General features: G+C 71.2%; 22 protein-coding genes and 1 tRNA gene. 9 read left to right on the top strand and 14 right to left on the bottom strand.

Features of this window, described 5'->3' with window-relative positions; translation table 11 throughout:
* Positions 1–46: 46 nt before the first annotated feature.
* From ACLZOT_RS18840 to ACLZOT_RS18830, 3 genes are all read right to left on the bottom strand, one after another.
* Positions 47–598 carry an RNA 2'-phosphotransferase gene (locus ACLZOT_RS18840; protein ID WP_416970118.1) on the bottom strand — a complete coding sequence of 184 codons (552 nt, stop codon included), beginning with the start codon at positions 596–598 and terminating at the stop codon, positions 47–49.
* A 173-nt stretch (positions 599–771) separates the two neighbouring features.
* Positions 772–2,532 (bottom strand): SDR family oxidoreductase, encoded by a 1,761-nt coding sequence (locus ACLZOT_RS18835; protein WP_416970117.1) that lies wholly within the window; start codon positions 2,530–2,532, stop codon positions 772–774.
* Entirely contained in the window at positions 2,529–3,371 is an 843-nt protein-coding gene (locus ACLZOT_RS18830) for a M24 family metallopeptidase (RefSeq protein ID WP_416970116.1), read from the bottom strand. Before ACLZOT_RS18830 ends, ACLZOT_RS18835 begins: the two co-directional genes overlap by 4 nt.
* A gap of 237 nt (positions 3,372–3,608) precedes the next feature.
* Here ACLZOT_RS18830 and ACLZOT_RS18825 point away from each other — a divergent pair, with 237 nt between their 5' ends.
* The 6 genes from ACLZOT_RS18825 (at position 3,609) to ACLZOT_RS18800 (ending at position 7,810) form a co-directional block, all read left to right on the top strand.
* The gene (locus ACLZOT_RS18825) at positions 3,609–4,619 is read left to right on the top strand and encodes an ABC transporter ATP-binding protein (protein WP_416970398.1); all 1,011 of its coding nucleotides are present in this window, start codon (positions 3,609–3,611) and stop codon (positions 4,617–4,619) included.
* Entirely contained in the window at positions 4,609–5,505 is an 897-nt protein-coding gene (locus tag ACLZOT_RS18820; RefSeq protein ID WP_416970115.1) for an ABC transporter permease, read from the top strand. Before ACLZOT_RS18825 ends, ACLZOT_RS18820 begins: the two co-directional genes overlap by 11 nt.
* Positions 5,502–6,413 carry an ABC transporter ATP-binding protein gene (locus ACLZOT_RS18815; RefSeq protein ID WP_416970114.1) on the top strand — a complete coding sequence of 304 codons (912 nt, stop codon included), beginning with the start codon at positions 5,502–5,504 and terminating at the stop codon, positions 6,411–6,413. The genes ACLZOT_RS18820 and ACLZOT_RS18815 overlap by 4 nt, the downstream gene beginning before the upstream one ends.
* A 9-nt stretch (positions 6,414–6,422) precedes the next feature.
* Entirely contained in the window at positions 6,423–7,142 is a 720-nt protein-coding gene (locus tag ACLZOT_RS18810; protein ID WP_416970113.1) for an ABC transporter permease, read from the top strand.
* A gap of 102 nt (positions 7,143–7,244) precedes the next feature.
* Complete coding sequence (locus ACLZOT_RS18805) at positions 7,245–7,463, top strand: hypothetical protein (protein WP_416970112.1); 219 nt, start codon at positions 7,245–7,247, stop codon at positions 7,461–7,463.
* A gap of 260 nt (positions 7,464–7,723) precedes the next feature.
* Positions 7,724–7,810, top strand: a tRNA-Ser gene (locus ACLZOT_RS18800).
* Positions 7,811–7,882: 72 nt separating this feature from the next.
* On the opposite strand, the gene ACLZOT_RS18795 is transcribed toward ACLZOT_RS18800, so the two are convergent.
* The 9 genes from ACLZOT_RS18795 to ACLZOT_RS18755 all read right to left on the bottom strand — a co-directional run bounded on the left by ACLZOT_RS18795 (position 7,883) and on the right by ACLZOT_RS18755 (position 17,612).
* Entirely contained in the window at positions 7,883–8,722 is an 840-nt protein-coding gene (locus ACLZOT_RS18795) for an HAD family hydrolase (RefSeq protein ID WP_416970111.1), read from the bottom strand.
* A 94-nt stretch (positions 8,723–8,816) separates the two neighbouring features.
* Positions 8,817–10,094: a serine--tRNA ligase gene (serS, locus tag ACLZOT_RS18790; RefSeq protein WP_416970110.1), complete on the bottom strand. Its 1,278-nt coding sequence runs from the start codon at positions 10,092–10,094 to the stop codon at positions 8,817–8,819.
* A gap of 535 nt (positions 10,095–10,629) precedes the next feature.
* Positions 10,630–11,568, bottom strand: coding sequence for a prephenate dehydratase (pheA, locus tag ACLZOT_RS18785; protein ID WP_416970109.1), 939 nt, complete (start codon positions 11,566–11,568; stop codon positions 10,630–10,632).
* 89 nt (positions 11,569–11,657) lie between these two features.
* Complete coding sequence (gene efeB, locus ACLZOT_RS18780; RefSeq protein ID WP_416970397.1) at positions 11,658–12,938, bottom strand: iron uptake transporter deferrochelatase/peroxidase subunit; 1,281 nt, start codon at positions 12,936–12,938, stop codon at positions 11,658–11,660.
* Positions 12,935–14,872, bottom strand: coding sequence for a copper resistance CopC/CopD family protein (locus ACLZOT_RS18775; protein ID WP_416970108.1), 1,938 nt, complete (start codon positions 14,870–14,872; stop codon positions 12,935–12,937). The genes efeB and ACLZOT_RS18775 overlap by 4 nt, the downstream gene beginning before the upstream one ends.
* A gap of 13 nt (positions 14,873–14,885) precedes the next feature.
* The gene (locus ACLZOT_RS18770; RefSeq protein ID WP_416970107.1) at positions 14,886–15,323 is read right to left on the bottom strand and encodes a copper chaperone PCu(A)C; all 438 of its coding nucleotides are present in this window, start codon (positions 15,321–15,323) and stop codon (positions 14,886–14,888) included.
* Positions 15,320–15,979, bottom strand: coding sequence for an SCO family protein (locus tag ACLZOT_RS18765; protein WP_416970106.1), 660 nt, complete (start codon positions 15,977–15,979; stop codon positions 15,320–15,322). The genes ACLZOT_RS18770 and ACLZOT_RS18765 overlap by 4 nt, the downstream gene beginning before the upstream one ends.
* A gap of 69 nt (positions 15,980–16,048) precedes the next feature.
* Positions 16,049–16,783 carry a YcnI family protein gene (locus ACLZOT_RS18760; protein WP_416970105.1) on the bottom strand — a complete coding sequence of 245 codons (735 nt, stop codon included), beginning with the start codon at positions 16,781–16,783 and terminating at the stop codon, positions 16,049–16,051.
* 73 nt (positions 16,784–16,856) lie between these two features.
* A complete protein-coding gene (locus ACLZOT_RS18755) occupies positions 16,857–17,612 on the bottom strand; it encodes a hypothetical protein (protein WP_416970104.1) in 756 nt (251 codons plus the stop codon).
* A 216-nt stretch (positions 17,613–17,828) separates the two neighbouring features.
* Between ACLZOT_RS18755 and ACLZOT_RS18750 the strand changes: the two genes are divergently transcribed.
* The 3 genes from ACLZOT_RS18750 to ACLZOT_RS18740 all read left to right on the top strand — a co-directional run bounded on the left by ACLZOT_RS18750 (position 17,829) and on the right by ACLZOT_RS18740 (position 20,095).
* Entirely contained in the window at positions 17,829–18,266 is a 438-nt protein-coding gene (locus tag ACLZOT_RS18750) for an ATP-binding protein (RefSeq protein ID WP_416970103.1), read from the top strand.
* An 85-nt stretch (positions 18,267–18,351) separates the two neighbouring features.
* On the top strand, positions 18,352–19,227 hold the full coding sequence (locus ACLZOT_RS18745; RefSeq protein ID WP_416970102.1) for an intradiol ring-cleavage dioxygenase: 876 nt from the start codon (positions 18,352–18,354) through the stop codon (positions 19,225–19,227).
* Positions 19,228–19,276: 49 nt separating this feature from the next.
* Complete coding sequence (locus tag ACLZOT_RS18740) at positions 19,277–20,095, top strand: triphosphoribosyl-dephospho-CoA synthase (RefSeq protein WP_416970101.1); 819 nt, start codon at positions 19,277–19,279, stop codon at positions 20,093–20,095.
* A 92-nt stretch (positions 20,096–20,187) separates the two neighbouring features.
* Here ACLZOT_RS18740 and ACLZOT_RS18735 read toward each other — a convergent pair whose 3' ends face one another.
* Together ACLZOT_RS18735 and ACLZOT_RS18730 are read right to left on the bottom strand one after the other, a co-directional pair.
* Entirely contained in the window at positions 20,188–21,639 is a 1,452-nt protein-coding gene (locus ACLZOT_RS18735) for an aminopeptidase P family protein (RefSeq protein ID WP_416970100.1), read from the bottom strand.
* A gap of 131 nt (positions 21,640–21,770) precedes the next feature.
* Positions 21,771–23,870 carry a PP2C family protein-serine/threonine phosphatase gene (locus ACLZOT_RS18730; RefSeq protein ID WP_416970099.1) on the bottom strand — a complete coding sequence of 700 codons (2,100 nt, stop codon included), beginning with the start codon at positions 23,868–23,870 and terminating at the stop codon, positions 21,771–21,773.
* Between the last annotated feature and the right edge of the window lie 200 nt (positions 23,871–24,070).

Here is a 24,070-nt window from a genome sequence, read left to right as displayed (position 1 = left end):
TCACGTGAAACGGCGACCACCCGCCGTCACGGAGCCGCAATCCCGCTCAACGCGTTTCGCCGAACCGGATGTACTCCACCGGCACCGCCTTCGTCAGCCACACCCCGTTCGCGCTGACCTGGAAAACGTGCCCGTCCCGGTGCATGGCCCCGGAATCGACCGTGAGGACGACCGGCCGCCCCCGTCGCGCCCCCACGCGAGTCGCTGTCTCGCGGTCCGGGGAGAGGTGGACGTCGTGGCGGTTCATGGGGCGCAGCCCCTCGGCCCGGATCGAGGAGAGGGCGCGAGGGTGGGTCCCGTGGAAGAGGTGCGCAGGCGGCGCGGTCGCCGGGAGGGCGAGGTCCACGGAGACACTGTGGCCCTGGCTGGCCCGTATCCGCGTGCCCTCGACCGCGAAGCGCTTCTTGTCGTTCGTGGCGACGACGTGGTCCAGCTCCTCGCGGGTGATGGGGAAGCCGTGCGCGGCGGTCGCCGCGAGGAGGGCGTCGATCTCGGTCCAGCCGGCCGGATCGAGGCGGAGGCCGATGCGGTCGGGTTGGTGGCGCAGGTGTTTCGAGAGGTATTTGGACACCTTCACGGTGCGATGGCCGGTGGTCATCTCCTCAGTGTGCGGAGAGAGATGTGGATCACGCACCCGATTTTCGTCCCCAGGTTTGATCCACAACCAACCGTAGTTATCCACAGGGGAATTGGGGATTCTGTGGATAACTAGCGGGTGAAATGCGGCATTTGGGTAACTAGAGCCATGCATGCGCTAGTTACCCAACTCCCCTACACCCGGGGCTGATAGCGCGCCAACGCCCTCAACACCCTCGGAGACAGCCGCGACAGCAGCCGCGACCCCTTCGCCTCCGGCGTCACCGGCACGACGGCGTCGTTGCGGACCACCGCGCGTACGACCGCCTCGGCGACCTTCTCCGGCGGGTAGTTGCGCCGCCCGTACAGCCGCGACGAGCTCTCCCGCCGCCGCTCCTGCTCCTGCGCGTCGACGCCCACGAACGTCGAGGCCGACGCGATGCCCGTGTTGACCAGCCCGGGGCATATCGCGCTCACCCCGATCCCCTGGCCCGCCAACTCCGCACGCAGGGACTCGCTCAGCATGAGGACGGCGGCCTTGGACGTGCCGTACGCGGACAGCACGCGCGAGGGCTGGTACGCGGCGGCCGACGCGATGTTCACGATGTGGCCGCCCTGCCCGCGCTCGACCATGGCCCGTCCGAAGAGGCGGCAACCATGGATCACGCCCCACAGGTTGACGTCCAGGACGCGCCGCCAGTCCTCGGTGGTCGTGTCGAAGAACGAGCCGGAGATCCCGATGCCGGCGTTGTTGACCAGCACGTCGACGACGCCGTACAACTGGCCGACCCGGTCGGCGAGTTCCTCCATCGCCTTCTCGTCGGAGACGTCCACGGCCTCCGCCCACGCCTCCTGTGCGCCCACGAGCCGCGCCAACTCGGCCGTACGCGTGGCGCTTTCGGCGTCGCGGTCGACGGCTATCACGCGCGCGCCCGCCTCCGCGAAGGCGAACGCGGTCGCCCGCCCGATGCCGCTGCCCGCGCCGGTGACGAGCACGAGCTGCCCCGCGAACCGCTCCGCGTGCGGGCCGGGCGGAGTGGCCGAACGCGTCCGCCCGGCCTCGACGGAGGTCACGAACTCGGTGACCCAGGCGGCGACTTGGTCGGGCCGGGTGCGCGGGATCCAGTGCTTTGCGGGCAGCGTGCGCCGGGTCAGGCGCGGCGCCCACGTCTCCAGGTCGTCGTACAGGCGAGGAGACAGGAACGCGTCCCCGAGCGGCGTGATGAGCTGCACGGGCGCGTGCGCGTAGGCGTCCGCGCGCGGCCGGGTCAGCCGGGCGCGGACGTTGTCGCGGTACAGCCAGGCGCCGTTGGCCGCGTCCGAGGGCAGGGACGCGGTCGGGTACGCGGGGTCGTCGAGGCGTTCCGCGCGGCGCAGCAGGGCCGGCCAGTGCTTGCCGACCGGTCCGCGCCAGGCGAGTTCGGGCAGGACCGGGGTGTGCAGCAGGTACACGTACCACGACTTGGCGCCCTGGCCGAGGAGTTGGGCGGCCTGGCGCGGAGTGGGCCGGCGCAGACGGCGGTTGATCCAGTGGCCGAAGTGGTCGAGGGAGGGCCCCGACATCGACGTGAAGGACGCGATACGGCCCTCCGTGCGCGCGACGGTCACGAACTCCCAGGACTGCACGGACCCCCAGTCGTGGCCGACGAGGTGCACCGGGCGCCCCGGGCTGACCGCGTCGATCACCGCGAGGAAGTCGTCCGTCAGCTTCTCCAGCGTGAACCCGCCCCGCAGCGGCTTCGGCGCGCTCGAACTCCCGTGCCCGCGCACGTCGTACAGCACCACGTGGAACCGCTCGGCGAGGCGGGCGGCGACCGGCGCCCAGACCTCCTTGGTGTCCGGGTAGCCGTGCACGAGGACGACGACGGGGTTCCCCAGCTCGCCGAGTTCCGCCACGCACAGCTCGATCCCGCCGGTGGTGATCCGGCGTTCGCGCGCCCCGTCGAGCATGGTCACTTCCCCTCCGCCCAGCGCCGCACGTGCGGCAGGTCGTCGTCCAGCCAAAAGGCGCTCTCCGCCTCGTCCTTGGAGTCCGTCACGACGAGGATCTCCTCGAACTTGGCCCCGGTGCCCCGGAATCCGAGATGTGGTTCGACCGCCCACAGCCCGGGCTGCGGGGGATGGTCGGAGAAACGGTACGGCGACCACAGCGGGGACCAGCCGTCGCGGTGCCCGTGCAGGGCGTCCGAGGCGAGCCCCTTGAGGGACTGGACGCCGAACCCGAACAAATGCGGGGAGAAACGCCGTTGCGCCACCCGGTCCACCTTGTGGGCGATCACACCGAAGGGGTACGCGCGATGCCGGTTGGCGTAGCCCTGGAGAGCCATGAGGCGGTCCACGTCCTGGTAGATCTCGCGCAGCGACCTGCGCTCGCGGACCTCCCTCAGGATCAGCTCGCGGTGCGCCTCCAGGTCGGCCATCAGACGTTCCTGTACGGGGTTCTCGCCGAGCGAGCCCGAGTAGCCGATGTCGGCGGTGTAGCCCTCGTACACGGGCGCGAGGTCCAGGATGAACGGCATCCCGGGCTCCAGGCGGCGGTTGGTGGGGAAGAACTGGAGGGGGACGCGGAAACCGGTGAACGCGGTGCGGTCGCCGAACCAGGCGAAGGGCAGGTGGAACCAGTCCCGTACGCCGCGCTCGCGCATCCACTGGCGCTGCATCCGCGCGGCCTCGCGTTCGGTGACGCCCGGTGTCAGCCGGGACGCGACGTCCTGCGCGCACGCGTAGGCGAGGCGCTGCACCTGGCGGAATCCCCGCAGGTCGGCGCGGGAATCGGGGGTCACTGCCGTGGTCATGCCACCTCGCCGTGCGGTTGCGATACGCGTCCGTAACTTGACCCCGCCGAATCTGGCACTTGTTAGAGAAACCGTCAATAGGGTGGGAGGTCCCGGCTGGCACGGGTTCCCCGTCCTGCCCGTACCTCTCAGGTAGGGGATCCCTTAGGCGTCCCCTACATCTCAGGTACGGGGTGAAGACGGCTCTACGGAGTGACGACCGAGTGTGGGCCCGGTCACTACCTTCGAAGTGTGACTGTGATCGCGACCGAAAGCCTGAGCAAGCGGTTCCCGAGGGTGACCGCTCTCGACCGGCTGTCCGTGGACATCGGACCCGGTGTGACCGGGCTCGTCGGTGCCAACGGCGCCGGCAAGTCCACCCTGATCAAGATCCTCCTGGGTCTGTCCCCCGCGAGCGAGGGCCGAGCCGAAGTGCTCGGGCTCGACGTCGCGACCAAGGGCGCCGCCATCCGCGAGCGCGTGGGCTACATGCCGGAGCACGACTGCCTCCCGCCGGACGTCTCGGCGACCGAGTTCGTCGTCCACATGGCGCGCATGTCCGGCCTCCCGCCCACCGCGGCCCGCGAGCGCACGGCGGACACCCTGCGGCATGTCGGGCTGTACGAGGAGCGCTACCGCCCCATCGGCGGCTACTCGACGGGCATGAAGCAGCGCGTCAAGCTCGCCCAGGCCCTCGTCCACGACCCCCGCCTGGTCTTCCTCGACGAGCCGACCAACGGCCTCGACCCGGTCGGCCGTGACGAGATGCTCGGCCTGATCCGCCGGATCCACACCGACTTCGGCATCTCGGTCCTGGTCACCTCCCACCTCCTGGGCGAACTGGAGCGCACCTGCGACCACGTCGTCGTCATCGACGGCGGCAAGCTCCTGCGCTCCAGCTCCACCACCGACTTCACCCAGACCACCACCACCCTCGCCGTCGAGGTCACCGACACCGACGACCACCCGGACGGCACCCGCGCCCTGCGCGAGGCCCTCCTCGCCCGCGGGGCGGACGTCCAGGACGGAGGCGCGGGCCTCCCCGGCGCCGGCCACCTCCTCCTGCTGACCGCGCAGAGCGAGGAGACGTACGACCTCGTCCGCGACGTCGTCGCCGACCTCGGCCTCGGCCTGGTCCGCATGGAACAGCGCAGACACCACATCTCCGAGGTCTTCACCACCGCCGACGAGGAAGCAGGCCGGCCCGGCGGCCCCAGCGGCGACCAGAGCGGCGACCAGAGCAAGGAGGCCGTCCGCCATGGCGGTTGACCACACCGCGGGCGAGACCTCCCGCATCCACGACATCGGCTACCGCGGCTACGACGGCCCCCGCCTCGGCCGCGCCTACGCCCGCCGCTCGCTGTACGCCCAGTCCCTGCGCGGCTCCTACGGCCTCGGCCGCTCGGCCAAGTCCAAGGTCCTGCCGATGCTCCTGTTCGTCGTGATGCTCGTCCCGGCGGCCATCATGGTCGCCGTGGCGGTCGCCACGAAGGCCAAGGAACTCCCCCTGGACTACACGCGCTACGCGATCGTCATGCAGGCCGTCATCAGCCTGTACGTCGCCTCCCAGGCGCCCCAGTCGGTCTCCCGCGACCTGCGCTTCAAGACGGTCCCGCTGTACTTCTCGCGGCCCATCGAGACCACCGACTACGTCCTCGCGAAGTTCGCCGCGCTGGCCTCCGCTCTGTTCGCGCTGACCGCGGCCCCGCTGATCGTCCTGTACGTGGGCGCGCTGCTCGCCAAGCTCGACTTCGCCGACCAGACCGAGGGATTCGGACAAGGACTCGTCTCCGTGGCCCTGCTCTCGCTGCTCTTCGCCGGACTCGGCCTGGTCATCGCCGCCGTCACCCCCCGGCGCGGCTTCGGCATCGCCGCCGTGATCGCTGTCCTGACCATCTCCTACGGCGCTGTCTCCACCCTCCAGGCCATCGCCCACGAGCAGTCCAGCGGCGATTCCATCCCCTGGATCGGCCTGTTCTCGCCGATCACGCTGATCGACGGGATCCAGACCGCGTTCCTCGGCGCGAAGTCGGCCTTCCCCGGCGGGGTGGGCCCGTCGAACGGCGAAGGCGCGGTCTACGTCCTCGTCACCCTCGGACTCATCGCCGCCTGCTACGGCCTGCTGATCCGCCGCTACCGGAAGGTGGGCCTGTGACCACGCTCTCCCTCGACCACGTCTCCCGCTGGTTCGGCAACGTGGTCGCCGTCAACGACATCACCATGACCATCGGCCCCGGAGTCACCGGCCTCCTCGGCCCCAACGGCGCCGGCAAGTCCACCCTCATCAACATGATGGGCGGCTTCCTCGCCCCCTCCACCGGCACGGTCACCCTCGACGGCGCCCCCGTCTGGCGCAACGAGGACATCTACAAGCACATCGGCATCGTCCCCGAGCGCGAGGCGATGTACGACTTCCTCACCGGCCGCGAGTTCGTCGTCGCCAACGCCGAACTCCACGGCCTCGGCGCCAAGGCCGCCCAGAAGGCCCTGGCCACCGTCGAGATGGAGTACGCGCAGGACCGCCGGATCCAGACCTACTCCAAGGGCATGCGCCAGCGCGTGAAGATGGCCAGCGCCCTCGTCCACGACCCCTCGCTGCTCCTGCTCGACGAGCCCTTCAACGGCATGGACCCCCGCCAGCGCATGCAGCTCATGGACCTGTTGCGCCGCATGGGCGACGAGGGCCGCACGGTCCTGTTCTCCTCGCACATCCTCGAAGAGGTCGAACAGCTCGCCCGCCACATCGAGGTCATCGTCGCCGGACGGCACGCCGCGAGCGGCGACTTCCGCCGCATCCGCCGCCTCATGACCGACCGGCCGCACCGCTACCTCGTCCGCTCCAGCGACGACCGCGCGCTCGCCGCCGCACTCATCGCCGACCCGTCGACCTCCGGCATCGAGGTCGACAAGGCCGAGGACGCGCTGCTGATCCAGGCCGTCGACTTCGGCCGCTTCACCGCCCTGCTGCCGCGGGTGGCCCGGGACCACGGCATCCGGCTCCTCGCCGTCTCGCCGTCCGACGAGTCCCTCGAGTCCGTGTTCTCGTACCTGGTCGCGGCGTAGGAGGCCCTGATGTACGACCCCACTGTCGCCCGGCTCACCTACCGGGCCCTGCTCGGCCGACGCCGGGCCCTTATCCTCGGCGCGCTGCCGATGCTGCTGATCGTGATCGCAGTACTCGTCCGGGCCCTCGCCGGGGCCGACGACCAGACCGCCGTCGACCTGCTCGGCGGGCTCGCGCTCGCGACGATGGTGCCGATCATCGGTGTCATCGCCGGGACCGGCGCGATCGGGCCCGAGATCGACGACGGGTCCGTGGTGTACCTGCTGTCCAAGCCGATCAAGCGGCCGACGATCATCTCCACGAAGCTGATCGTCGCCATCGCCGTGACCATGGTGTTCTCCGCGCTGCCCACCCTCATCGCCGGGTTCATCCTCAACGGCAACGGGCAGCAGATCGCCGTCGCGTACACCGTCGCCGCGCTCGTCTCGTCCATCGCCTACGCGGCGGTGTTCCTCCTCCTCGGTACGGTCTCGCGGCATGCCGTGGTCTTCGGGCTCGTCTACGCGCTCGTCTGGGAGGCGCTGTTCGGGTCCCTGGTGCCGGGTGCGCGCACGCTCAGCGTCCAGCAGTGGTCCCTCGCCGTCGCGCACGAGGTCACCGGCGGCGACCTCGTCACCTCCGACGTCGGGCTCACCACCGCGGTGATCTTCCTCGTCGCGGTCACCGGCCTCGCGACCTGGTACGCGGGCCAGAAGCTGCGCACCCTCACGCTCGCCGGGGAGGAGTGAGGGAGGGATAAGAGGGGCCTGTGAGGTGCCGGTCGGCCTTGACGGAGGTTTCACCTCCGTCCGGGCACACTGGCGTAAAGGGGACGGGGACAGGAGGGAAGGATGGCGGAGGAACGATCGAGGGACGAGGTCTGGGACGACCTTGTCCTGGACGAGGACTTCGTGCGGGGCGCGGAGGCGAACGAGCCGTCCGCGCGGGCGCGGATGCTGTCCGCGAAGTGGAGCCGCGAGGCGCCCGAGCCACAGCCCTGGCGGTCCGACGAGCCGCCCGCCGGGTGGTTCTTCAGCAAGGCCCGGCGCAAGAGGTGGCGGCGGAAATAGGGGCCGGCGTTTTAATCAGTGGCGAACAACTGGTCGGGTGGGCACAGTAGTTGTGTCCGCATCGCCGGTTTTCAGCCGGTGTCGTCTGCTGGGAGAGGAGCGGGACGATGTCCATGCACGGCAGTACGTTCCGCTTCCGTCAGGGCAGTCCTCCGCGGGCTCCGGAGTAGTCGCTCACTCCGTCCGAGCCCGCCCGTGAGGAACTGCCCGGGGCGGCCACTTCGAGCACGCGAGATCGCTCTCGCGTGGGCCGCCCACCCGGAGGATTGGCCGAGGGGTAAGGCACCGGCTTGCTAAGCCGTGGTCGGGTCTAACAGCCCGCGCACGTTCGATCCGTGCATCCTCCGCTGGAAGTCGGACCGTTGTCGGGCGCGACCAGCCACAGTGGACCCGCACCCGGCAACCGCGCAGAACCCACCTCACCCCATCAACCGCTCCACCACCACCGCGATCCCGTCCTCCTCGTTGGACGCGGTCACCTCGTCCGCCACCGCCTTCAGTTCCTCGTGCGCGTTGGCCATGGCCACTCCCCGCGAGGCCCACGCGAACATCGGCAGGTCGTTCGGCATGTCGCCGAAGGCGATCGTGTGGGCGGACTTGAGGCCGAGGCGTCGCGCCGCGAGGGAGAGGCCCGTGGCCTTGGAGAGGCCCAGCGGCAGCAGCTCGACGATGCCCTCGCCGGCCATGGCGACCGTGACGAAGCCCCCGGCGACCACCCGCGCCGCCTCCGCCAGCTCGTCGTCGCTCAGTGTCGGATGCTGGATGTAGATCTTGTTCAGCGGCGCGGCCCACAGCTCGGCCACATCCGTGAGCGGCGTCGCCGGCAGGTTCCCGAGGCTCGCGTACCCCGGCCCGACCAGCACCTCCCCGTCGAGCCCGTCCCGGCTGGCCGCGAGGTACAGCGGCCCCACCTCGGCCTCGATCTTGGCGAGCGCGACCCCGGCGAGCTGCCGGTCGAGGGTCACGGACGTCAGCAGACGATGCGCGCCGGCGTCGTACACCTGCGCGCCCTGCCCGCAGACGGCGAGCCCGGTGTAGCCGAGGGCGTCGAGGATGTGCCGGGTCCAGGGAACGGCACGGCCGGTGACGACGATGTGGGTCGCCCCGGCGGAGGTCGCCGTGGCGAGGGCGGCGCGCGTGCGGGGGGACACGGACTCGTCGGACCGCAGCAGCGTCCCGTCGAGGTCGGTCGCGATCAGCTTGTACGGAAATACGCCCGCATCGTCACCGTCGGCACTCTCAGGACCAGCCTCGTTCACAGCACCCTCACTCGGATCGACCCCCATCGGACACCCCCGCGCACAGAACAGGGGACGCCCCGGAAAAGGGACGCCCCCTCGAACTCACCCCGGCTCAGGAACCCGTGGGCTCCAGCACCTCGCGCCCGCCCAGGAACGGCCGCAGCACCTCCGGCACCCGCACCGACCCGTCCGCCTGCTGGTGGTTCTCCAGAATCGCGACGATCGTGCGCGGCACGGCACACAGCGTCCCGTTCAGCGTGGCCAGCGGCCGCACCGTCTTGCCCTCCCGGTACCGGATGGACAGCCGCCGCGACTGGAACTCGGTGCAGTCGGACGTCGACGTCAGCTCGCGGTACTTGCCCTGCGTCGGGATCCACGCCTCGCAGTCGAACTTCCGCGCGGCCGACGACCCGAGGTCACCGGTCGCGACGTCGATGACCCGGAACGGCAGCTCAAGCGACGTAAGCCACTGCTTCTCCCACTCCAGCAGCCGCCGGTGCTCCGCCTCGGAGTCCTCGGGCGCGACGTAGGAGAACATCTCGACCTTGTCGAACTGGTGGACCCGGAAGATCCCCTTCGTGTCCTTGCCGTGCGACCCGGCCTCGCGCCGGAAGCAGGGCGAGAACCCGGCGTACCGCAGCGGCAGGCGTTCCGCGTCGAGGATCTCGTCCATGTGGTACGCCGCGAGCGCGACCTCGGACGTGCCGACGAGGTACAGGTCGTCCTTGTCGAGGTGGTAGACGTCCTGCGCGGCCTGCCCGAGGAACCCGGTCCCGGCCATCGACTGCGGACGCACCAGCGCCGGCGTCAGCATCGGCGTGAACCCGGCGGCCGTGGCCTGCGAGATCGCCGCGTTGACGAGCGCCAGCTCAAGCAGCGCGCCGACGCCGGTCAGGAAGTAGAAGCGCGAGCCGGAGACCTTGGCCCCCCGCTCGACGTCGATCGCGCCGAGGAGCTGCCCCAGCTCCAGGTGGTCCTTGGGCTCGAACCCCTCGGCGGAGAAGTCCCGGATCTCGCCGTGCGTCTCCAGCGTGACGAAGTCCTCCTCGCCACCCACGGGTACGTCGGGGTGGACGAGGTTGCCGAGCCGGAGCAGGAGTTCGTGCGTCTCGGTGTCCGCCGCGTCGCGCTCGGCGTCGGCGGCCTTGACGTCGGCCTTGAGCTGCTCGGCCTTCTTCAGCAGCTCCGCCTTCTCGTCCTCGGCGGCCTTGGGGATCAGCTTGCCGAGCTGCTTCTGCTCGGCACGGAGTTCGTCGAAGCGGACGCCGGACGACCTGCGCCGCTCGTCGGCGGACAGGAGGGAGTCGACGAGCGCGACGTCCTCTCCACGGGCGCGCTGCGACGCGCGCACACGGTCGGGGTCCTCACGGAGCAGGCGAAGGTCAATCACAGGCCCAAGGCTACCGGTGTGGACCGAGGGCCCACGACCCACTATTCCGGTGCGCCGAATAGACGCTTACGACCCGTTATGAGGGAATTGCCGAGCGTGTCAAGGGAATCCGTCCCATTCCCTGAGACGGGGCATCATCGAGGCCCGGAGTTGACCCGACTGCCTTGTGGAAAAAGGGACTTGGGGATCGGTTGTCCACAGTGATCCACAGCCGGGGAAAAGTTATCCACAGGGTGTGCGAAAGATCTGTGGACATCGGAAACGATCTTTCCGTCGCGTTGCGCCGTGCCGGGAAATTCTGTCCCAAACGCGCCCCGTATCCACTTTCGAGTGGAAACGCGTCGCTCCAAAGGATTGCGCGCAGGAAACAAGTGGACGAAGGGTGACCGACCCGTCGGTGGACAACCCGAGGGTCGGGGAGGCGATTTGTCGACTGACCACCCCCGCGCAGTCGACTTATCCCCAGGTCGAGAAGCCCACCTGTGGATAACTCCTGTGGATAACTAGCGGTACGCCTGTACTACCGGAAGCGCCACTACTGGAAGCGCCCGTCCTGACACCGGGCCACCCACTCCGACGCCGCCATGAACTCCGCGTCCGACGTCCCCGGGAACGGCACCGCCACATCCCCCGCGTCGACGACGTCCGCGCGCGGATACGACCCCAGGAACCGCACCTCGCGGCAGATCCGCTTCAGCCCCATCAGCGCCTCCGCGACCCGCCGGTCGTTGATGTGCCCCTCGGCGTCGACGCAGAAGCAGTAGTTGCCGATGCCCGCCCCGGTCGGCCGGGACTGGAGCAGCATGAGGTTGATGCCCCGCGTCGCGAACTCGCCCAGCAGATCGCGCAGCCCGCCGGGGTGGTCGTCGGACTGCCACAGCACGACGGACGTCTTGTCGGCGCCGGTCGGCGCGGCGGGCCGGGCCGGACGCCCGACCAGCACGAACCGGGTCTGCGCGTTCTCCGCGTCGTGGATGCCGGTCTCCAGGGCCTCCAGGCCGTACCGCGCGGCGGCGAACTCGCCGGCGAAGGCGGCGTCGTACCGGCCCTCCTGGACCAGGCGGGCGGCGTCCGCGTTCGAGGCGGCGGACTCCCAGAGGGCGTCCGGGAGGTGCTTCCTCATCCAGTTGCGGACCTGCGGCTGGGCCGCCGGGTGCGCGGAGACCGTCTTGATCTCGGAGAGCTTCGTGCCGGGCCGCACCAGCAGCGCGAAGGTGATCGACAGCAGCACCTCGCGGTAGATCATCAGCGGGGCACCCGCGACCAGCTCGTCGAGCGTGGTGGTGATCCCGCCCTCGACGGAGTTCTCGATCGGCACGAACGCGGCCTCGGCCTCGCCGACCCGCACCGCGTCCAGCGCGGACTGCACGGACACGTACGGAACCAGTTGCCGGGTGGCCGTTTCGGGCAGCGTCCGCAGAGCGACCTCCGTGAAGGTGCCCTCGGGACCGAGATACGCATAGCTGGCAGGCATGGCCTCACCCTAATGGCCCTAGCGGAACCCGGCCCACGGGTCTCACGGTCGAGTGAATCAGCGTGACCTCCGGCCGATCCCCGAGAAGCTCACCCCTCCAGCAGCGCCTGTCCCACGTACCCGCCCTCCGCCGCCCCACCCGGCACCGCGTACAGCCCGCTCGACTCGTGCCGGATGTACTTCGACAGGGCGTCACCGCGATCCAGCTTCCGCTGCACCGTCACGAACCCCCGCAGCGGATCCGCCTGCCAGCAGATGAAGAGCAACCCGGCGTCAGGGGCACCGTCCGCGTCGATCCCGTCGTGGAACGAGAACGGCCGCCGCAGCATCGCCGCGCCCCCGTTCTGATCCGGCCGTGAGATCCGCGCGTGCGCGTTGATGGGGACCACCAGATCCCCCTTCGCATCCATCTTCTCCAGGTCCATCGGGGTCGTCTCCGACCCCCCGGACAGCGCCGCCCCGTCCGCCTTCCGCCGCCCGACGACCTGCTCCTGCGCGGCGACGGTCAGCTTCTCCCAGTCGTCGAGGAGCATCCGGATCCGGCGGACGACGGCGTAGGACCCGTTCGCCATCCAGGCGGGGTTCTCCGACGACGAGCCGGACTCCGGTACGAAGATCCGCTGATCGAAGTCCGGTTCGGACGGCTTCGGATTACGCGTCCCGTCCATCTGCCCCATGAGATTCCGCGCGGTCATGGGGTGGGAGGTGGCCCCCGGCGACCGGTTGAACCCGTTCATCTGCCAGCGGACCTTCGCGGCGCTCCCCGCGTCCTTCTGGATCGCGCGCAGGGCGTGAAAGGCGACGAGCGCGTCGTTGGCGCCGATCTGCACCCACAGATCCCCGTCGCTGCGGGCCTTGTCGAGCCGGTCGGAGGAGAAACTCGGCAGCGGATCGAGCCCCACGGGCCGCTGCTTCTCCAGCCCGGTCTTCGCGAAGAAGCTGTGCCCGAACCCGAAGGTGATGGTCAGCGAGGAGGGCCCGGCATCAAGAGCGATCCCGGTGTCCCCCTGCCCCGCCGCCTGCCCCGCCATCAACCGCTCAGCGGTCCCCGACCACCGCCGCATCAGCGCGACGGCCTGCGCCCGCCCCGCCCCCGCGGCCAGGTCGAACGCGACGACATGCCCGCGCGCCTGGAGCCCCTGAAGGATCCCGGGCTGATGTTTCACGTGAAACGCGACCGCGTCCGCCCCCACGGACGTCAGCGGCGTCGCCTCATCGGGCGCGGCGGCGTACGCCACACCCGCACCGCCCGCCGCGCCGAGCACCAGCCCGGCCGCACCGGCCGTACCGAGCAGCGTCCGGCGGGACAGCCCCTCCTGCGTGGGCGTTTCCTGGGTCGTACGGGGCTCCGAAAGGGTCACTGCTCTCAGCCGATCTGCGCGTTCTTGGAGACGGTCGTCTGGTCGATGTCGGAGGTCCGGACGGTGACGGCGATCTTCCACTCGCCGGCCACCGGGATCTGCACTCCGTTCGCCGCCCAGTGACCGGTGGTGATGTGGTCGGGGGTGACGGGCAGGGGCCCGATCTTCTGGGATTCGAGCGTGAAGGCGACCTTCAGCTCGGGGACGTCGAAGGGCTGGCCGTTCGCGTCGGTGAGGTAGACGTGCAGCTCGTTGGCGCCGGTCCCGGCCGGGTCCATGTCGACGCTGACGACGCCCTTGCCCTTGGCTCCGCCGGTGTCGAAGCTCATGTCGAGGGTCAGCGCGCCCCCGGTCCCGTCCGAGGCGGCGTTGGACGACACGGACTTCGCGGCCTTGGCCTCCAGCTCGGTACGTCCGGGCTCGGTCGACGTCAGGATGGTGGTCACGGCGAGCAGCACGACGGCGACGCCGGCCTCGGCGAGGACGGAACGCCGCAGCCCGAACCGGTTCGCGTCCCCGTCCCGCAGCTTCTTCTGCCGGGCACTGTCGACGGCGGCCTGCTGCCGGGCGAGCTGAGCGGCACGCTTACGGTCACCCGCAGCGCCGTCGGCACTCTTGCGCGCGGCGACGGACTCCTTGACCTTCCCGGAAGCCGGCGCCTCGGCCGTGGCCTCCTCGGAATCGCCCGCCTCCTCGGAATCGGCCCCAGCCCCGGCCCCCACCAGCCGTCCGGTCCACCGCCGCGACACCGACGCGATCCCCACCAGCACCACCACCAGCCCGATCTTCACCAGCAGCAGTTGCCCGTACGACGTCTCCGTGAACGCCGACCACGACCCGAGCTGCCGCCAGGACTGGTAGATCCCGGTGGCGACCAGCGCCAGCACACTCCCGAACGCGATCTGCGAGAACCGCCGCACGGCGGAAGCCTCGACAGGCTGATCCGCGGGCGCCCGATACAACGCGACCAGCATCGTCACGAGCCCGCCCAGCCAGAGCGCCACGGCGAGCAGATGCACGATGTCGACGGGCATGGCGATCCCGGCCTGCAACCCGGTCGACGCGTGCTCGGCGAGCGCCCAACTGGCGGCCAGCCCGGCGGCGACGACCGTACCCCCCACCGCGAGCCCGAACGTCAGGTCCCGCTTCTCCTCGTCCTCCCGCTTGTCATACGCCCCGAACAGCACGGCGATGAACAGCGCGGCGGCGGCGAGCAGCAGCAGCCGGGAGACGAGCGCCGCCCCCGCCTTCGTCTGAAGGACATCCCCCAGCAGCGAGAGGTCGAAGATGTCCCCGACCTTCCCGGACCCGGTGTACGACCCGCGCACGAGCAGCAGGAACAGCGTCGACGCGGTGAGCGTCAGCCACCCCCCGACGACGAGCCGCTGCACGGCCCGTACGGAACTCCCCCGCGACCAGCAGGCCAGCACGAACGCGGCCCCGCCGACGAGGACGATGAACCCGGCGTACGAGAAGTACCGCCCGGCGTCGTAGAGCGCCCCCACGACCCCGCCCCCGGCGTCCTGGACGTTCGTCGAGACGCTGGTCTCGGAGGCCGCCCCGATGGAGAACGTGTACGCCCCGGCGACGGGATGGCTGTCCTCGGAGACGATCTGGTACGTGACCGTGTACGTCCCGTCGGGCAGCCCGCTGCGCAGCGGCACGGCGTACGTCGTACCGCCCGTGTTGTTCGCGGCCCCCGCGTCGACCCGGTTCCCCTTGGGGTCCAGGACGCGCACGGAGTCCCTGTTGGTGGCGATCTTCTCGGAGAACGTGAGCGTGACCTGCGTGGGCGCCTCCTTGACCACCGACCCCTGCGTGGGATCGCTGCCGGTGAGCGCGGCATGCGCGGACGCGGGCGCGGCACCGGCGAGAAGCGCTCCGGTGACGGCCAGGAACAGCAGCACCCAGGTGCGCACGCGCGAGGCGGTGGCCGACGGCATGTGTTTCCCTCCCTCAGTTCCCGGTCTTCGGGACGTACGTCGCCGACTCCACCGGAATCTCGACCTTCATGGCCTTCGACTCGGCGAAGTGCAGGGTCACGGTGACTTTCTCGCCCTGCCTCGGCTTGCGCTCCAGCTTCTCGAACATCAGATGGTTACCGCCGCTCTTGAACACGAGTTGACCGTGCGCGGGGACATCGAGGGAACGGACCTCGGTCATCGTCCCGCCGCTGGTCGCGTGCACGGTGACGGGCCCGTCCGCGCTGGTCACGGACGTCAGCTGGTCCTTCGTACCGCCCTTGTTGCTGATGGTCAGGAACCCGGCGGCCATGTCGGAGACGGGCTGCGGGATGTAGGCGGCGCCGACGGACAGGGCCGGAGCGCCGCCGTCCGACGACCCGCACCCGGCGAGCAGCAGCACCGCGCCGACGCCTAGAGCGCAGAGCCTCACGGCTTCGCTCCCTGCACGAGCTTCGGCAGGTCCTTGATGTAGTCGTCGACGGTCGCCGACTCCGTGTAGAGGACGTACCCGCCGTCGGTCTTCGGCGAGAACGCGACGACCTGGGTGCCGTGGGTGGAGACCATCTTGCCGTTCTTGTCCTTGTGCGGCGGCTCGATGGTGATGCCGACCGTGCGGGCGGCGGCCTGGATCGTCTTGAAGTCACCGGTCAGGCCGACGACCTGCGGGTCGATGCCCTTGAGCCAGGAGGCGAGCGCGGCCGGGGTGTCCCGCTCGGGGTCGGTCGTCACGAACACCACCCGCAGCTCGTCCTGCTGCGCCTTCGGCAGCTTCGACTTGGCGACGGCGATGTTGTTCATGGTCAGCGGGCAGACGTCGGGGCAGTGCGTGTACCCGAAGTACAGCAGCGTCGGCTTCCCCTTGGTCGCGGCCCGCAGGTCGTACTTCTTGCCCGCCGCGTCGGTCAGCACCAGGTTCGGCTTGGTGAAGGGCTGGTCCAGCACGATCGCGGCCTGCTCGGTGGTGTTGCCGCCCTCGTCGACGACCGAGGCGACGGAGGAGGCGCTGTCGTCGCCGCTCCCGCAGGCGGAGAGGGTGAGCACGGCGGCGGCGAGCAGGGCGGCCGTGGCGTACGTCTTCTTGCGCATGGAGAAATGTCCCAGATGTTCGGAAGGAGGGGGCGCGCGCCGGTCCGGCCGGGCGCGCGCCCGCGAGGATCAGGCTTCGGACGAGCCGGTACGACGACGTCCCGCGAGCACGCCGTACGCGACCCCGGCGATCCCGACGACGATGCCGACGACGCCGAGGACCCGGGCGGTCGTGTCGGTGCTGTCGGTGTCGGCGGACGACGCGGAGGCGGCCGGCGCCGTCTTCGCGGCGGTCTCGGTGGTGCCGCTGTCGTGGTGCCCGTCGCCGGACGCGGCGGCCAGGGCCAGCGTCGGGGCCGGGTGCTCGGGCTCCTCGGCGCCGTCCGCCTGGACCTCGATCCAGCGCACGACCTCCTTGTTGGAGTACGTCTGGAGCGCCTTGAAGGTGAGCGAGTCGGCGTCCTCGGGCAGCGCGCCCACCGACACCGGGAACTGCTGGATGAAGCCGGGCTCGATGCCCTTGCCGGAGGCGGTCCAGGTGACCTTCGTGACGGCCTCGGTGATCTGCTTGCCGTGCAGGCTCAGCGGCTTGGCGAGCTTGCCCTTGGTGACGACGACGGACCAGCCCTCGACCGGCTGCGGCATCACGGACGCGAGCGGGTGGTCGGCCGGGAAGGTGACCTCCAGCTTCACGGTCGAGGCGTTGTCGCGCTCGTTCGGGACCCGGAAGTCGACGACCGCGTAACCGCCCTTGGCGGCGGTGCCCTCCGGGACGACGGTGACGTGCGCGAAGGCGGGCCCGGACAGCGCGAGGACGGCGGTCCCGGCGAGGGCGGACGCGGCGAGGAGACGGCGGGTGTTCATGGCACTCCACGGTGAGTGAGGTCGGGTGAGGGCGCACGACGCCGACCCCTCTCTCGGGAGGCGGTACGTCGTGTCAGGCGGCGAGGGTGAGACCGCCGGCCGGCGGCCCGCGCCGTACGACCGTGTGCTGAAGCTCCGCATGCCGCAGCCGGGGCGGCGTGAGCTGATCCGCGCGGGGCGTGTGCAGGCCGCCGGGTACGCCGGGCAGCCCCGCGACCAGCGCGCGCACCAGCGCGAGCGCCCCGCGCAGGGAGCGTACGAGCGCCCCCTCGGCGACCCCGCGCACGGACAGGTCGATCAGCCGCAGCAGCGCGCTGTCCCCGCGCCGCAGGAGCCAGCCGGCGGCGACGGCCGCGAGGACATGGCCGAGCAGCATCGGCAGGGACGGCATCAGCGCGGGTTCGCTGGTGGCTGCGGGGTGCGCGGCGGCGTTGTACACCCGCGCCTCGGTGAGGATCCGGTACGCGTGCTCCGGGCTGATCGCGGCGACCGTCGTCCCGCACAGCAGGCGCGCGGCCTGTGCGACGAGGTGGGCGTCGGAGGGGGCGGCTGTCATGCCCGGCATGGACGCCATGGAATCCGTGTGCTGCCCGAGCCCGAACACCACGTGCAGCGCGGTCTGCCCGGCCGCGAGGAACGCCACGATCCCCGGCAGCGAACGCTCCCGCCCGCACAGCGGGGCGACCAGCGCGCACATCACCAGGAACCCCGCCCCCAGGGTCCACACCGGGATCGTCGCGCAGGACGCGAGCGCGTGCCCGACGGCGGCCAGCACGACGCAGACCGCGGCGAACACCGCGGCCCTCGTGAGCCGGAGGGGGACAGTCATGGCGGGCTCATCATCGCACTGGCCCGATCGCCGGCGGACGGCAGGTCCGGCGGAAACGACAAGAGGCGACTGAGGTGCGCATACACCCGCCACGGCCCGGCGCGCGTCCGCCACATGGGCGGGATCACGTGGAATTCACGCTTACATGAGCCCTCTCGGGGCAATAGGTATCGGTATGTCGAGCCGCGACCAGAGCCGCGACCAGGAGGCTGGAACATGAGCATCTGGTGGTCACTGCATCTGCGGCGCGATGCCGCGAGCGTGCCGCTCGCCAGGCGTCTGCTGCTCGGCACGATGGAGACGGCGGGCGTCGACCCCGACGTCTGTTACGACCTCTCCGTCGCGCTGACCGAGGCATGTGCGAACGCCGTCGAGCACGGCGGGGGCACGACGTCCGAGGCGTTCCGCGTCACCGCCTACCTCGACGGCGAGAAGTGCCGGATCGAGGTCACCGACTCGGGGCCCGGTTTCGCGCACGCGGAGAGAGCGCCCAGAGTCTCCGCCGCCGACGCGGAACAGGGCCGGGGCCTCTTCCTCATCCAGCAGCTCGCCGACCATGTCCACATCGGCAACAAGCCCGGACTCGGCGGCGCGGTCGTCAGCTTCGACAAGATCCTCAAGTGGCGCGAGGACGCTCCGCTCGTCGCGGTGTGACGCGGCCTCAGTTTCCTCAGCGCTCACAGGTCCCTCTCAGCGGACCCCCAAGGAACTGACGGACGCGGTTCTTACCTTCCTGTGCATGACGGGAAACCACAAGGACACCTCGATCACCCGGCGCCGCGCGCTGATCGTCGGCGGCGGTACGGCCGCGGCGGGCGGACTGGCGCTGGCGGGCTACCAGGCGGCGTACGCGGAGACGGGCACGGGGGCGAGTACGGCCGCCGCCTGCATGACCCTCATGACCAGCGTCACCGAGGGCCCCTACTACCTCGACGGCGCGCTGGTGAGAAAGAACATCACCGAAGGCAAGAGCGGCGTCCCCCTCACCCTCCGCCTCACCGTCGTCGACGCCACCGACGGCTGCACCCCCGTCCCCGGCGCGGCCGTCGAGATCTGGCACTGCGACGCCTGGGGCTACTACTCCGGCTACACCACCGCCAACCCGGGCGGCTCGGCCCCGGCCGAGAGCGAGGACGGCTCCACGGCGAACGACGCGACGTACCTCCGTGGCTACCAGATCGCCAACGCCAACGGGGTCGTGAAGTTCGAGACGATCTTCCCCGGCTGGTACACCCCCCGCACCTGCCACATCCACGTCAAGGTCCACACCGGCGGCACGAAAGAGGACGGCACCTACGAGGGCGGCAAGGTCAACCACACCGGCCAGCTCTTCTTCGCCGACGAGACCGCCCAGCAGATCTTCACCCTGGACCCGTACGCGCGGCACTCCGGCAGCTACACGCTCCTCGCCGACGACATGGTCTACGACGGAGGCGGCGCCGCCAGCGGCCTCCTCACCCTCGACCCGGTCCACAAGAAGGACCCCTCGAAGGGCTACAAGGGCTACCTGACCCTCGGCATCGACCCGGACGCGGAGAACACGGGCGCGGGCAGCGGAGGCGGAGGCGGCACCCCGCCCACGGGCACCCCGCCCACGGACGCACCCGCGTCGTAGCGGGATGGCCTTCACCGGCGGCACTGTTCTGTTCCCAGGAGGTACGTCCATGAAGAGCCCCGCCGACGAGGCGCTCGCGCGAGCCGCCGTGGACGCGTTGACCGGACAGCTCGCGTTGGTGCCGAAGCCGGGGCTGCCCGATCCGCGTGACCTGGCCGCGCGGGTCACCCGGCGGGACCACGGCGGACTGCGCTGGTCGGCCCAGGCGCTGGTCCCGGGCCTGACGGCGATGGCGGCGGCGGCCCGCCGCACCGGCGAACCGACCCCCCGCCTCCGCGCGGAACTCGGCTCGATCGGCCGCTGCACGGAACACTCCGTGGGCCTGGCGGGCGGCGGTCACCGGGGCGCCCTGTGGACGCTGGGCCTCCTGGTCGCGGCGGCCGCCCTCGACCCCCTCGCCCGAGGCGCCGACATCACCACCACCGCGAAACGCATCGCGGCCCACCCCGACCGCACGGCCCCCCGCCGCCCGTCCCGGGGCTCGACGGTCTCGGCGAAGTACGGCGCGGCGGGCGCGAGGGGAGAGGCCCGCGCCGGCTTCCCTCACGTCCGCCGCGCCCTCACGTCCCTGGCCGCATCCCGCACAGCGGGCGCCCCCGAAGAGGCGGCCCGCCTCGACGCGCTCCTCACGGTGATGTCCACCCTCCAGGACACCGAACTCCTGCACACGGCGGGCCCGTTGGGGCTGAGACAGGTGCAAGCAGGAGCGCGCGGAGTCCTGGAGGCGGGCGGCACGGCGACGGGGGAGGGCAGGGCGGCGCTGGAGGCGTTCGACGCGGACTTGAACGAACGGGGCTGGAGCCCGAGGGGAAGCGCAGGACTCCTGGCAGGCGCTCTCTTTGTAGACGCCCTGCCGGTGACGCCTTAGGGGCGCGGGGAACTGCGCGACCAGCCACGATGGCGCGACACCCCGCAACGGTGGCCGGACCCCCCTTCGGAACCCGGCCACCGTCCACAACCTCAGCTCTTAAGCGAAGCCATCCACGACTCGACCTCATCCCCCTGCCGAGGAAGCCCCGCGGACAGATTCCGGTTCCCCTCCCCCGTGACCAGGATGTCGTCCTCGATCCGCACCCCGATCCCCCGGTACTCCTCGGGCACCGTCAGATCGTCGGCCTGGAAGTACAGCCCGGGCTCGACGGTCAGCACCATGCCCTCCTCCAGCGTCCCGTCCACGTACGACTCCACCCGCGCGGCAGCGCAGTCGTGGACGTCCATCCCGAGCATGTGCCCGGTCCCGTGCAGGGTCCACCGGCGCTGGAGCCCCAGTTCGAGCACCCGCTCCACGGGCCCCTCGACGAGCCCCCACTCGACGAGCCGCTCGGCCAGCACCCGCTGGGCGGCGTCATGGAAGTCCCGGTACTTCGCGCCGGGCCGCACCGCCGCGATCCCGGCCTCCTGCGCGTCGTACACGGCGTCGTACACCCGCCGCTGCACCTCGCTGAACCGCCCGTTGACGGGGAGGGTCCGCGTCACGTCGGCCGTGTAGTACGTGTGCGTCTCGACGCCGGCGTCGAGCAGCAGCAGGTCGCCCGAGCGCACGGGGCCGTCGTTGCGCACCCAGTGCAGCGTGCAGGCATGCGCCCCAGCCGCCGCGATCGTCCCGTACCCGACGTCGTTGCCCTCGACGCGGGCGCGGAGGAAGAACGTCCCCTCGATGTACCGCTCGGAGGTCGCCTCGGCCTTGTCGAGGACCCGTACGACGTCCTCGAAGCCGCGCACGGTCGAGTCGACGGCCTTCTGGAGCTCGCCGACCTCGAAGGCGTCCTTGACGAGCCGCGCCTCGGAGAGGAAGACCCGCAGCTCCTCGTCCCGCTCGGCGGTGACCTTGTCGTGGAGGGCGGTCTCGACGCTCGCGTCGTAGCCGCGCACGACGCGGACGGGCCCGGTCGCCTCGCGCAGCGCGTCCGCGAGCTCGCGGACGTCGGACACGGGGAGGCCGTACACCTGCGCGGCCTCGGTGAGGGAGTGCCGGCGGCCGACCCACAGCTCGCCCTGGCCGGAGAGCCAGAACTCGCCGTTCTCCCGGTCGGAGCGGGGGAGGAGGTAGAGGGTGGCGGTGTGCCCGGCGCCCTCGGGTTCGAGCACGAGGACGCCGTCCTCGGTCTGGTTGCCGGTCAGGTACGCGTACTCCACGGACGCGCGGAACGGGTAGTCCGTGTCGTTGGACCGGACCTTGAGGTTCCCCGCGGGGACGACGATCCGCTCACCGGGGAAGCGGGCGGAGAGCGCGGCACGCCGGGCGGCGGTCCGATCGGCCTGCGGGATCGCCGCGAGGTCGCGCAGCTCCGTGTCGGCCCACCCGGACTTCATGTTCTCGGCGAGTTCGTCCGAGACCCCGGGGTACAGGCCGTTCTTGCGCTGCTTGATCGGCTCCTCAGGCTCGCCCTCGGTGGTGAGCTCGTCAGCCACGGTGTTCCTCCTCCATACGGCACGGGACCGTCCCGCGACATCGGGACTGCCCCCATCGTACGGATGTACGGAATCCGGCAAACCCCCCTATAGGGCCATCCTCCTGTCTCCCCCTGCGGAGCTACCCGGTCCTACTCGAACCGCACCGCCAGCAGTACGACGTCCTCCGCGCCCTCCCCGTCCGGCACCATCGCCCGCAGCACGTGGTCCGCGACGGCCCCGGGGTCCCCGCGCAGCGCCTTCGGCACCCCGGCGGCGGCCGCGTGCAGCCGGGTGAAGGCCCGGTCCACGGAGTCCCCGGTCCGCCTGAGCAGCCCGTCCGTGTACAGCAGAACCGTCTCTCCCGGCTCCGCCTCCAGTTCCACGCTCGGCGCCTCCCAGCAGGACAGCATGCCGAGCGGTGCCGAGACGGACGTCTCCACGAACTCGGTACGCCGGTCGCCGACCAGCAGCGGCGGGCAGTGCCCGGCCCCGGCGAGGGTGATCTTCCGCAGGGCGGGCTCGCAGTAGGCGAACAGCGCGGTGGCCGACCGGGCGGGCTCGGTGAGCCGCAGCAGGAGTTCGAGGTCGGACAGCACGGCGACGGGGTCCTCGCCCTCCATCACCGCGTACGCCCGCAGGGAGGCCCGCAGCCGCCCCATCGCGGCGACCGCGCCGGCCCCCGCGCCGGTGACGGCCCCGACGGAGAGCCCGAGCGCGGCGTCCGGCAGCGGCAGCGCGTCGTACCAGTCACCGCCCCCGTGCGCCCCGCGCCGGTGCCGCACCGCGAGCTGCACCCCCGTGACCCGGGGCAGCCGCGACGGCAGCAGTTCCTCGGCGATGGTCGCCATGCACGCGCGCGTGTGCTCGACCTCCAGCAGCCGCCCGATGTGCGCCGCCGCGAACCGCGCGTACAGCTCGACCAGATGCCGCCGCCGCTCGTCGGGCGCCCCGGGCTCGTCGTACAGCCAGACGACTGCGCCGGAGAAGGCGGGAGGCGCCACGGGGTCGGGTGCGTCGAGGGCACTGCGGACGCCGGGGATACCGGGCGAGTCGGGGAGCCCGGGGCCGCTGGACCCGCCGGGGACGGGGGAGTTGGCGGGAACGCCGGACCCACCGGAGACGGGGGAGCCGGGGATGCCGGACCCGACGGAGCCGGGGATGCCGGGGCTGCTGGACCCGACGGAGACAGGGGAGTTGCCGGGGACACCGGGAATGCCGGGGACGCTGGAGACGATGGCTCCACCGATGCCACCGCCTCCACCGATGCCACCGCCCCCACTGAGGCCACCGCTTCCGCTGCCTCCGCCCGCGCTGCCGAGCCCGCTGCCTCCGCCGGCCCTGCCGGGCCCGCCAGGGCCACCAGCTCCGCCGAGCCTGCCAGAGGCGCCGAGCCCGCCGGCGCCGCCCAGGCCGCCCAGTTGAGCAGTCCCTCCAGCCCCGCCACCCCCGCCGAGCTGACCAGCGCCGCCCGATCCGCCGAGGCCACCGGCCCCGCCGGCCTCGCCGCCCCGCGTCTGCGTGGCCCCGCTCCTCCCGGTCAGCCGGCCGAACTCCACCCGCGCCGGCCCGTACCGCGTGTCCCGCTCCAGCCGTACCCCGTACGCCGCCGCGTACCCCAGCCGGCCCGCGACCTCGCGGTGGCGGGGGTCCAGGCCCTCCTCCGCGAGGAGGTCGGCGACGATCAACTCCCGTTCGCCGGGGGCGTCGAGGAGGCGGCCGTGGGGGAGGGACGCGCGCGGGACGGTCTCCAGGCTGCCGAGGTCCGCGCGGTCCAGGCCGAGCGCGGTGGTGGTCACCGGACCGTCGGAGGGTTCGAGGACGACCAGGCCGCGGGCCGCGCCGACGAGGGCCGCGCCCGCGCGCAGGAGCTCGTCCAGGGCCGCGGGCAGCGTGTCCGTGCGGGAGACACGTTCCGTGAGTTCGTGGAGCGTGGTGAGGTCGGAGACCCAGCCGGCGAGGCGGTCCTGGAGGGCGGCGCCCGGTGCCGGTGCGCAGGTGGGGGCGGTGGAGGGCAGCGGGACGGCCGCGGCGGGCGGGCCCGCGGACACGGGCGCGGCAGTGTGGGCGGGTGCGGGAACCGTGGAATCGATTCCGGCCACTTTCGGAGGGTGAGGGGCGTTCATGGCGTCCGGCTCTCGGACCGGTGCGTTTTGCTCAAAAGCATCGCAAACCCCCATGTCATTCTGCTCAATCTGCACCGCCGGCAGTGTCACCACATCTACACGCACTCGTGATGGGATGTCCAGCATTGTCCTATCCGGATTCCCGGTGTCCGTGCGATGCCGATGAACGCAGATGAACAGAGAGTGAGTTGTGGACAGAATTGCAAAGTTGGCTTAAAACTGACTCGGGTTCCGGGCGATTGAGGTCGACTGGCCTTGTTCCACAGAGCGTCACACCGGTCGTGATGGGTACGTACTCGGTAGCCCGGAACCTCGTGACCGACCCG

The organism is Streptomyces sp. 4F14 (assembly GCF_048159485.1).
In the GTDB taxonomy this organism is placed as follows: domain Bacteria; phylum Actinomycetota; class Actinomycetes; order Streptomycetales; family Streptomycetaceae; genus Streptomyces.
The sequence above is the reverse complement of the archived record's forward strand: the minus strand, read 5'-3'. Positions and strand labels throughout refer to the sequence as shown.

Coding starts and splice junctions, on each gene's coding strand:
- ACLZOT_RS18765 (WP_416970106.1), bottom strand. CDS start 15,979: ATGCGCAAGAAGACGTACGCCACGGCCGCCCTGCTCGCCGCCGCCGTG.
- ACLZOT_RS18840 (WP_416970118.1), bottom strand. CDS start 598: ATGACCACCGGCCATCGCACCGTGAAGGTGTCCAAATACCTCTCGAAA.
- ACLZOT_RS18750 (WP_416970103.1), top strand. CDS start 17,829: ATGAGCATCTGGTGGTCACTGCATCTGCGGCGCGATGCCGCGAGCGTG.
- ACLZOT_RS18820 (WP_416970115.1), top strand. CDS start 4,609: ATGGCGGTTGACCACACCGCGGGCGAGACCTCCCGCATCCACGACATC.
- ACLZOT_RS18730 (WP_416970099.1), bottom strand. CDS start 23,870: ATGCTGGACATCCCATCACGAGTGCGTGTAGATGTGGTGACACTGCCG.
- ACLZOT_RS18805 (WP_416970112.1), top strand. CDS start 7,245: ATGGCGGAGGAACGATCGAGGGACGAGGTCTGGGACGACCTTGTCCTG.
- ACLZOT_RS18810 (WP_416970113.1), top strand. CDS start 6,423: ATGTACGACCCCACTGTCGCCCGGCTCACCTACCGGGCCCTGCTCGGC.
- pheA (WP_416970109.1), bottom strand. CDS start 11,568: ATGCCTGCCAGCTATGCGTATCTCGGTCCCGAGGGCACCTTCACGGAG.
- ACLZOT_RS18760 (WP_416970105.1), bottom strand. CDS start 16,783: ATGAACACCCGCCGTCTCCTCGCCGCGTCCGCCCTCGCCGGGACCGCC.
- ACLZOT_RS18755 (WP_416970104.1), bottom strand. CDS start 17,612: ATGACTGTCCCCCTCCGGCTCACGAGGGCCGCGGTGTTCGCCGCGGTC.
- ACLZOT_RS18740 (WP_416970101.1), top strand. CDS start 19,277: ATGAAGAGCCCCGCCGACGAGGCGCTCGCGCGAGCCGCCGTGGACGCG.
- ACLZOT_RS18745 (WP_416970102.1), top strand. CDS start 18,352: ATGACGGGAAACCACAAGGACACCTCGATCACCCGGCGCCGCGCGCTG.
- ACLZOT_RS18830 (WP_416970116.1), bottom strand. CDS start 3,371: ATGACCACGGCAGTGACCCCCGATTCCCGCGCCGACCTGCGGGGATTC.
- ACLZOT_RS18775 (WP_416970108.1), bottom strand. CDS start 14,872: ATGCCGTCGGCCACCGCCTCGCGCGTGCGCACCTGGGTGCTGCTGTTC.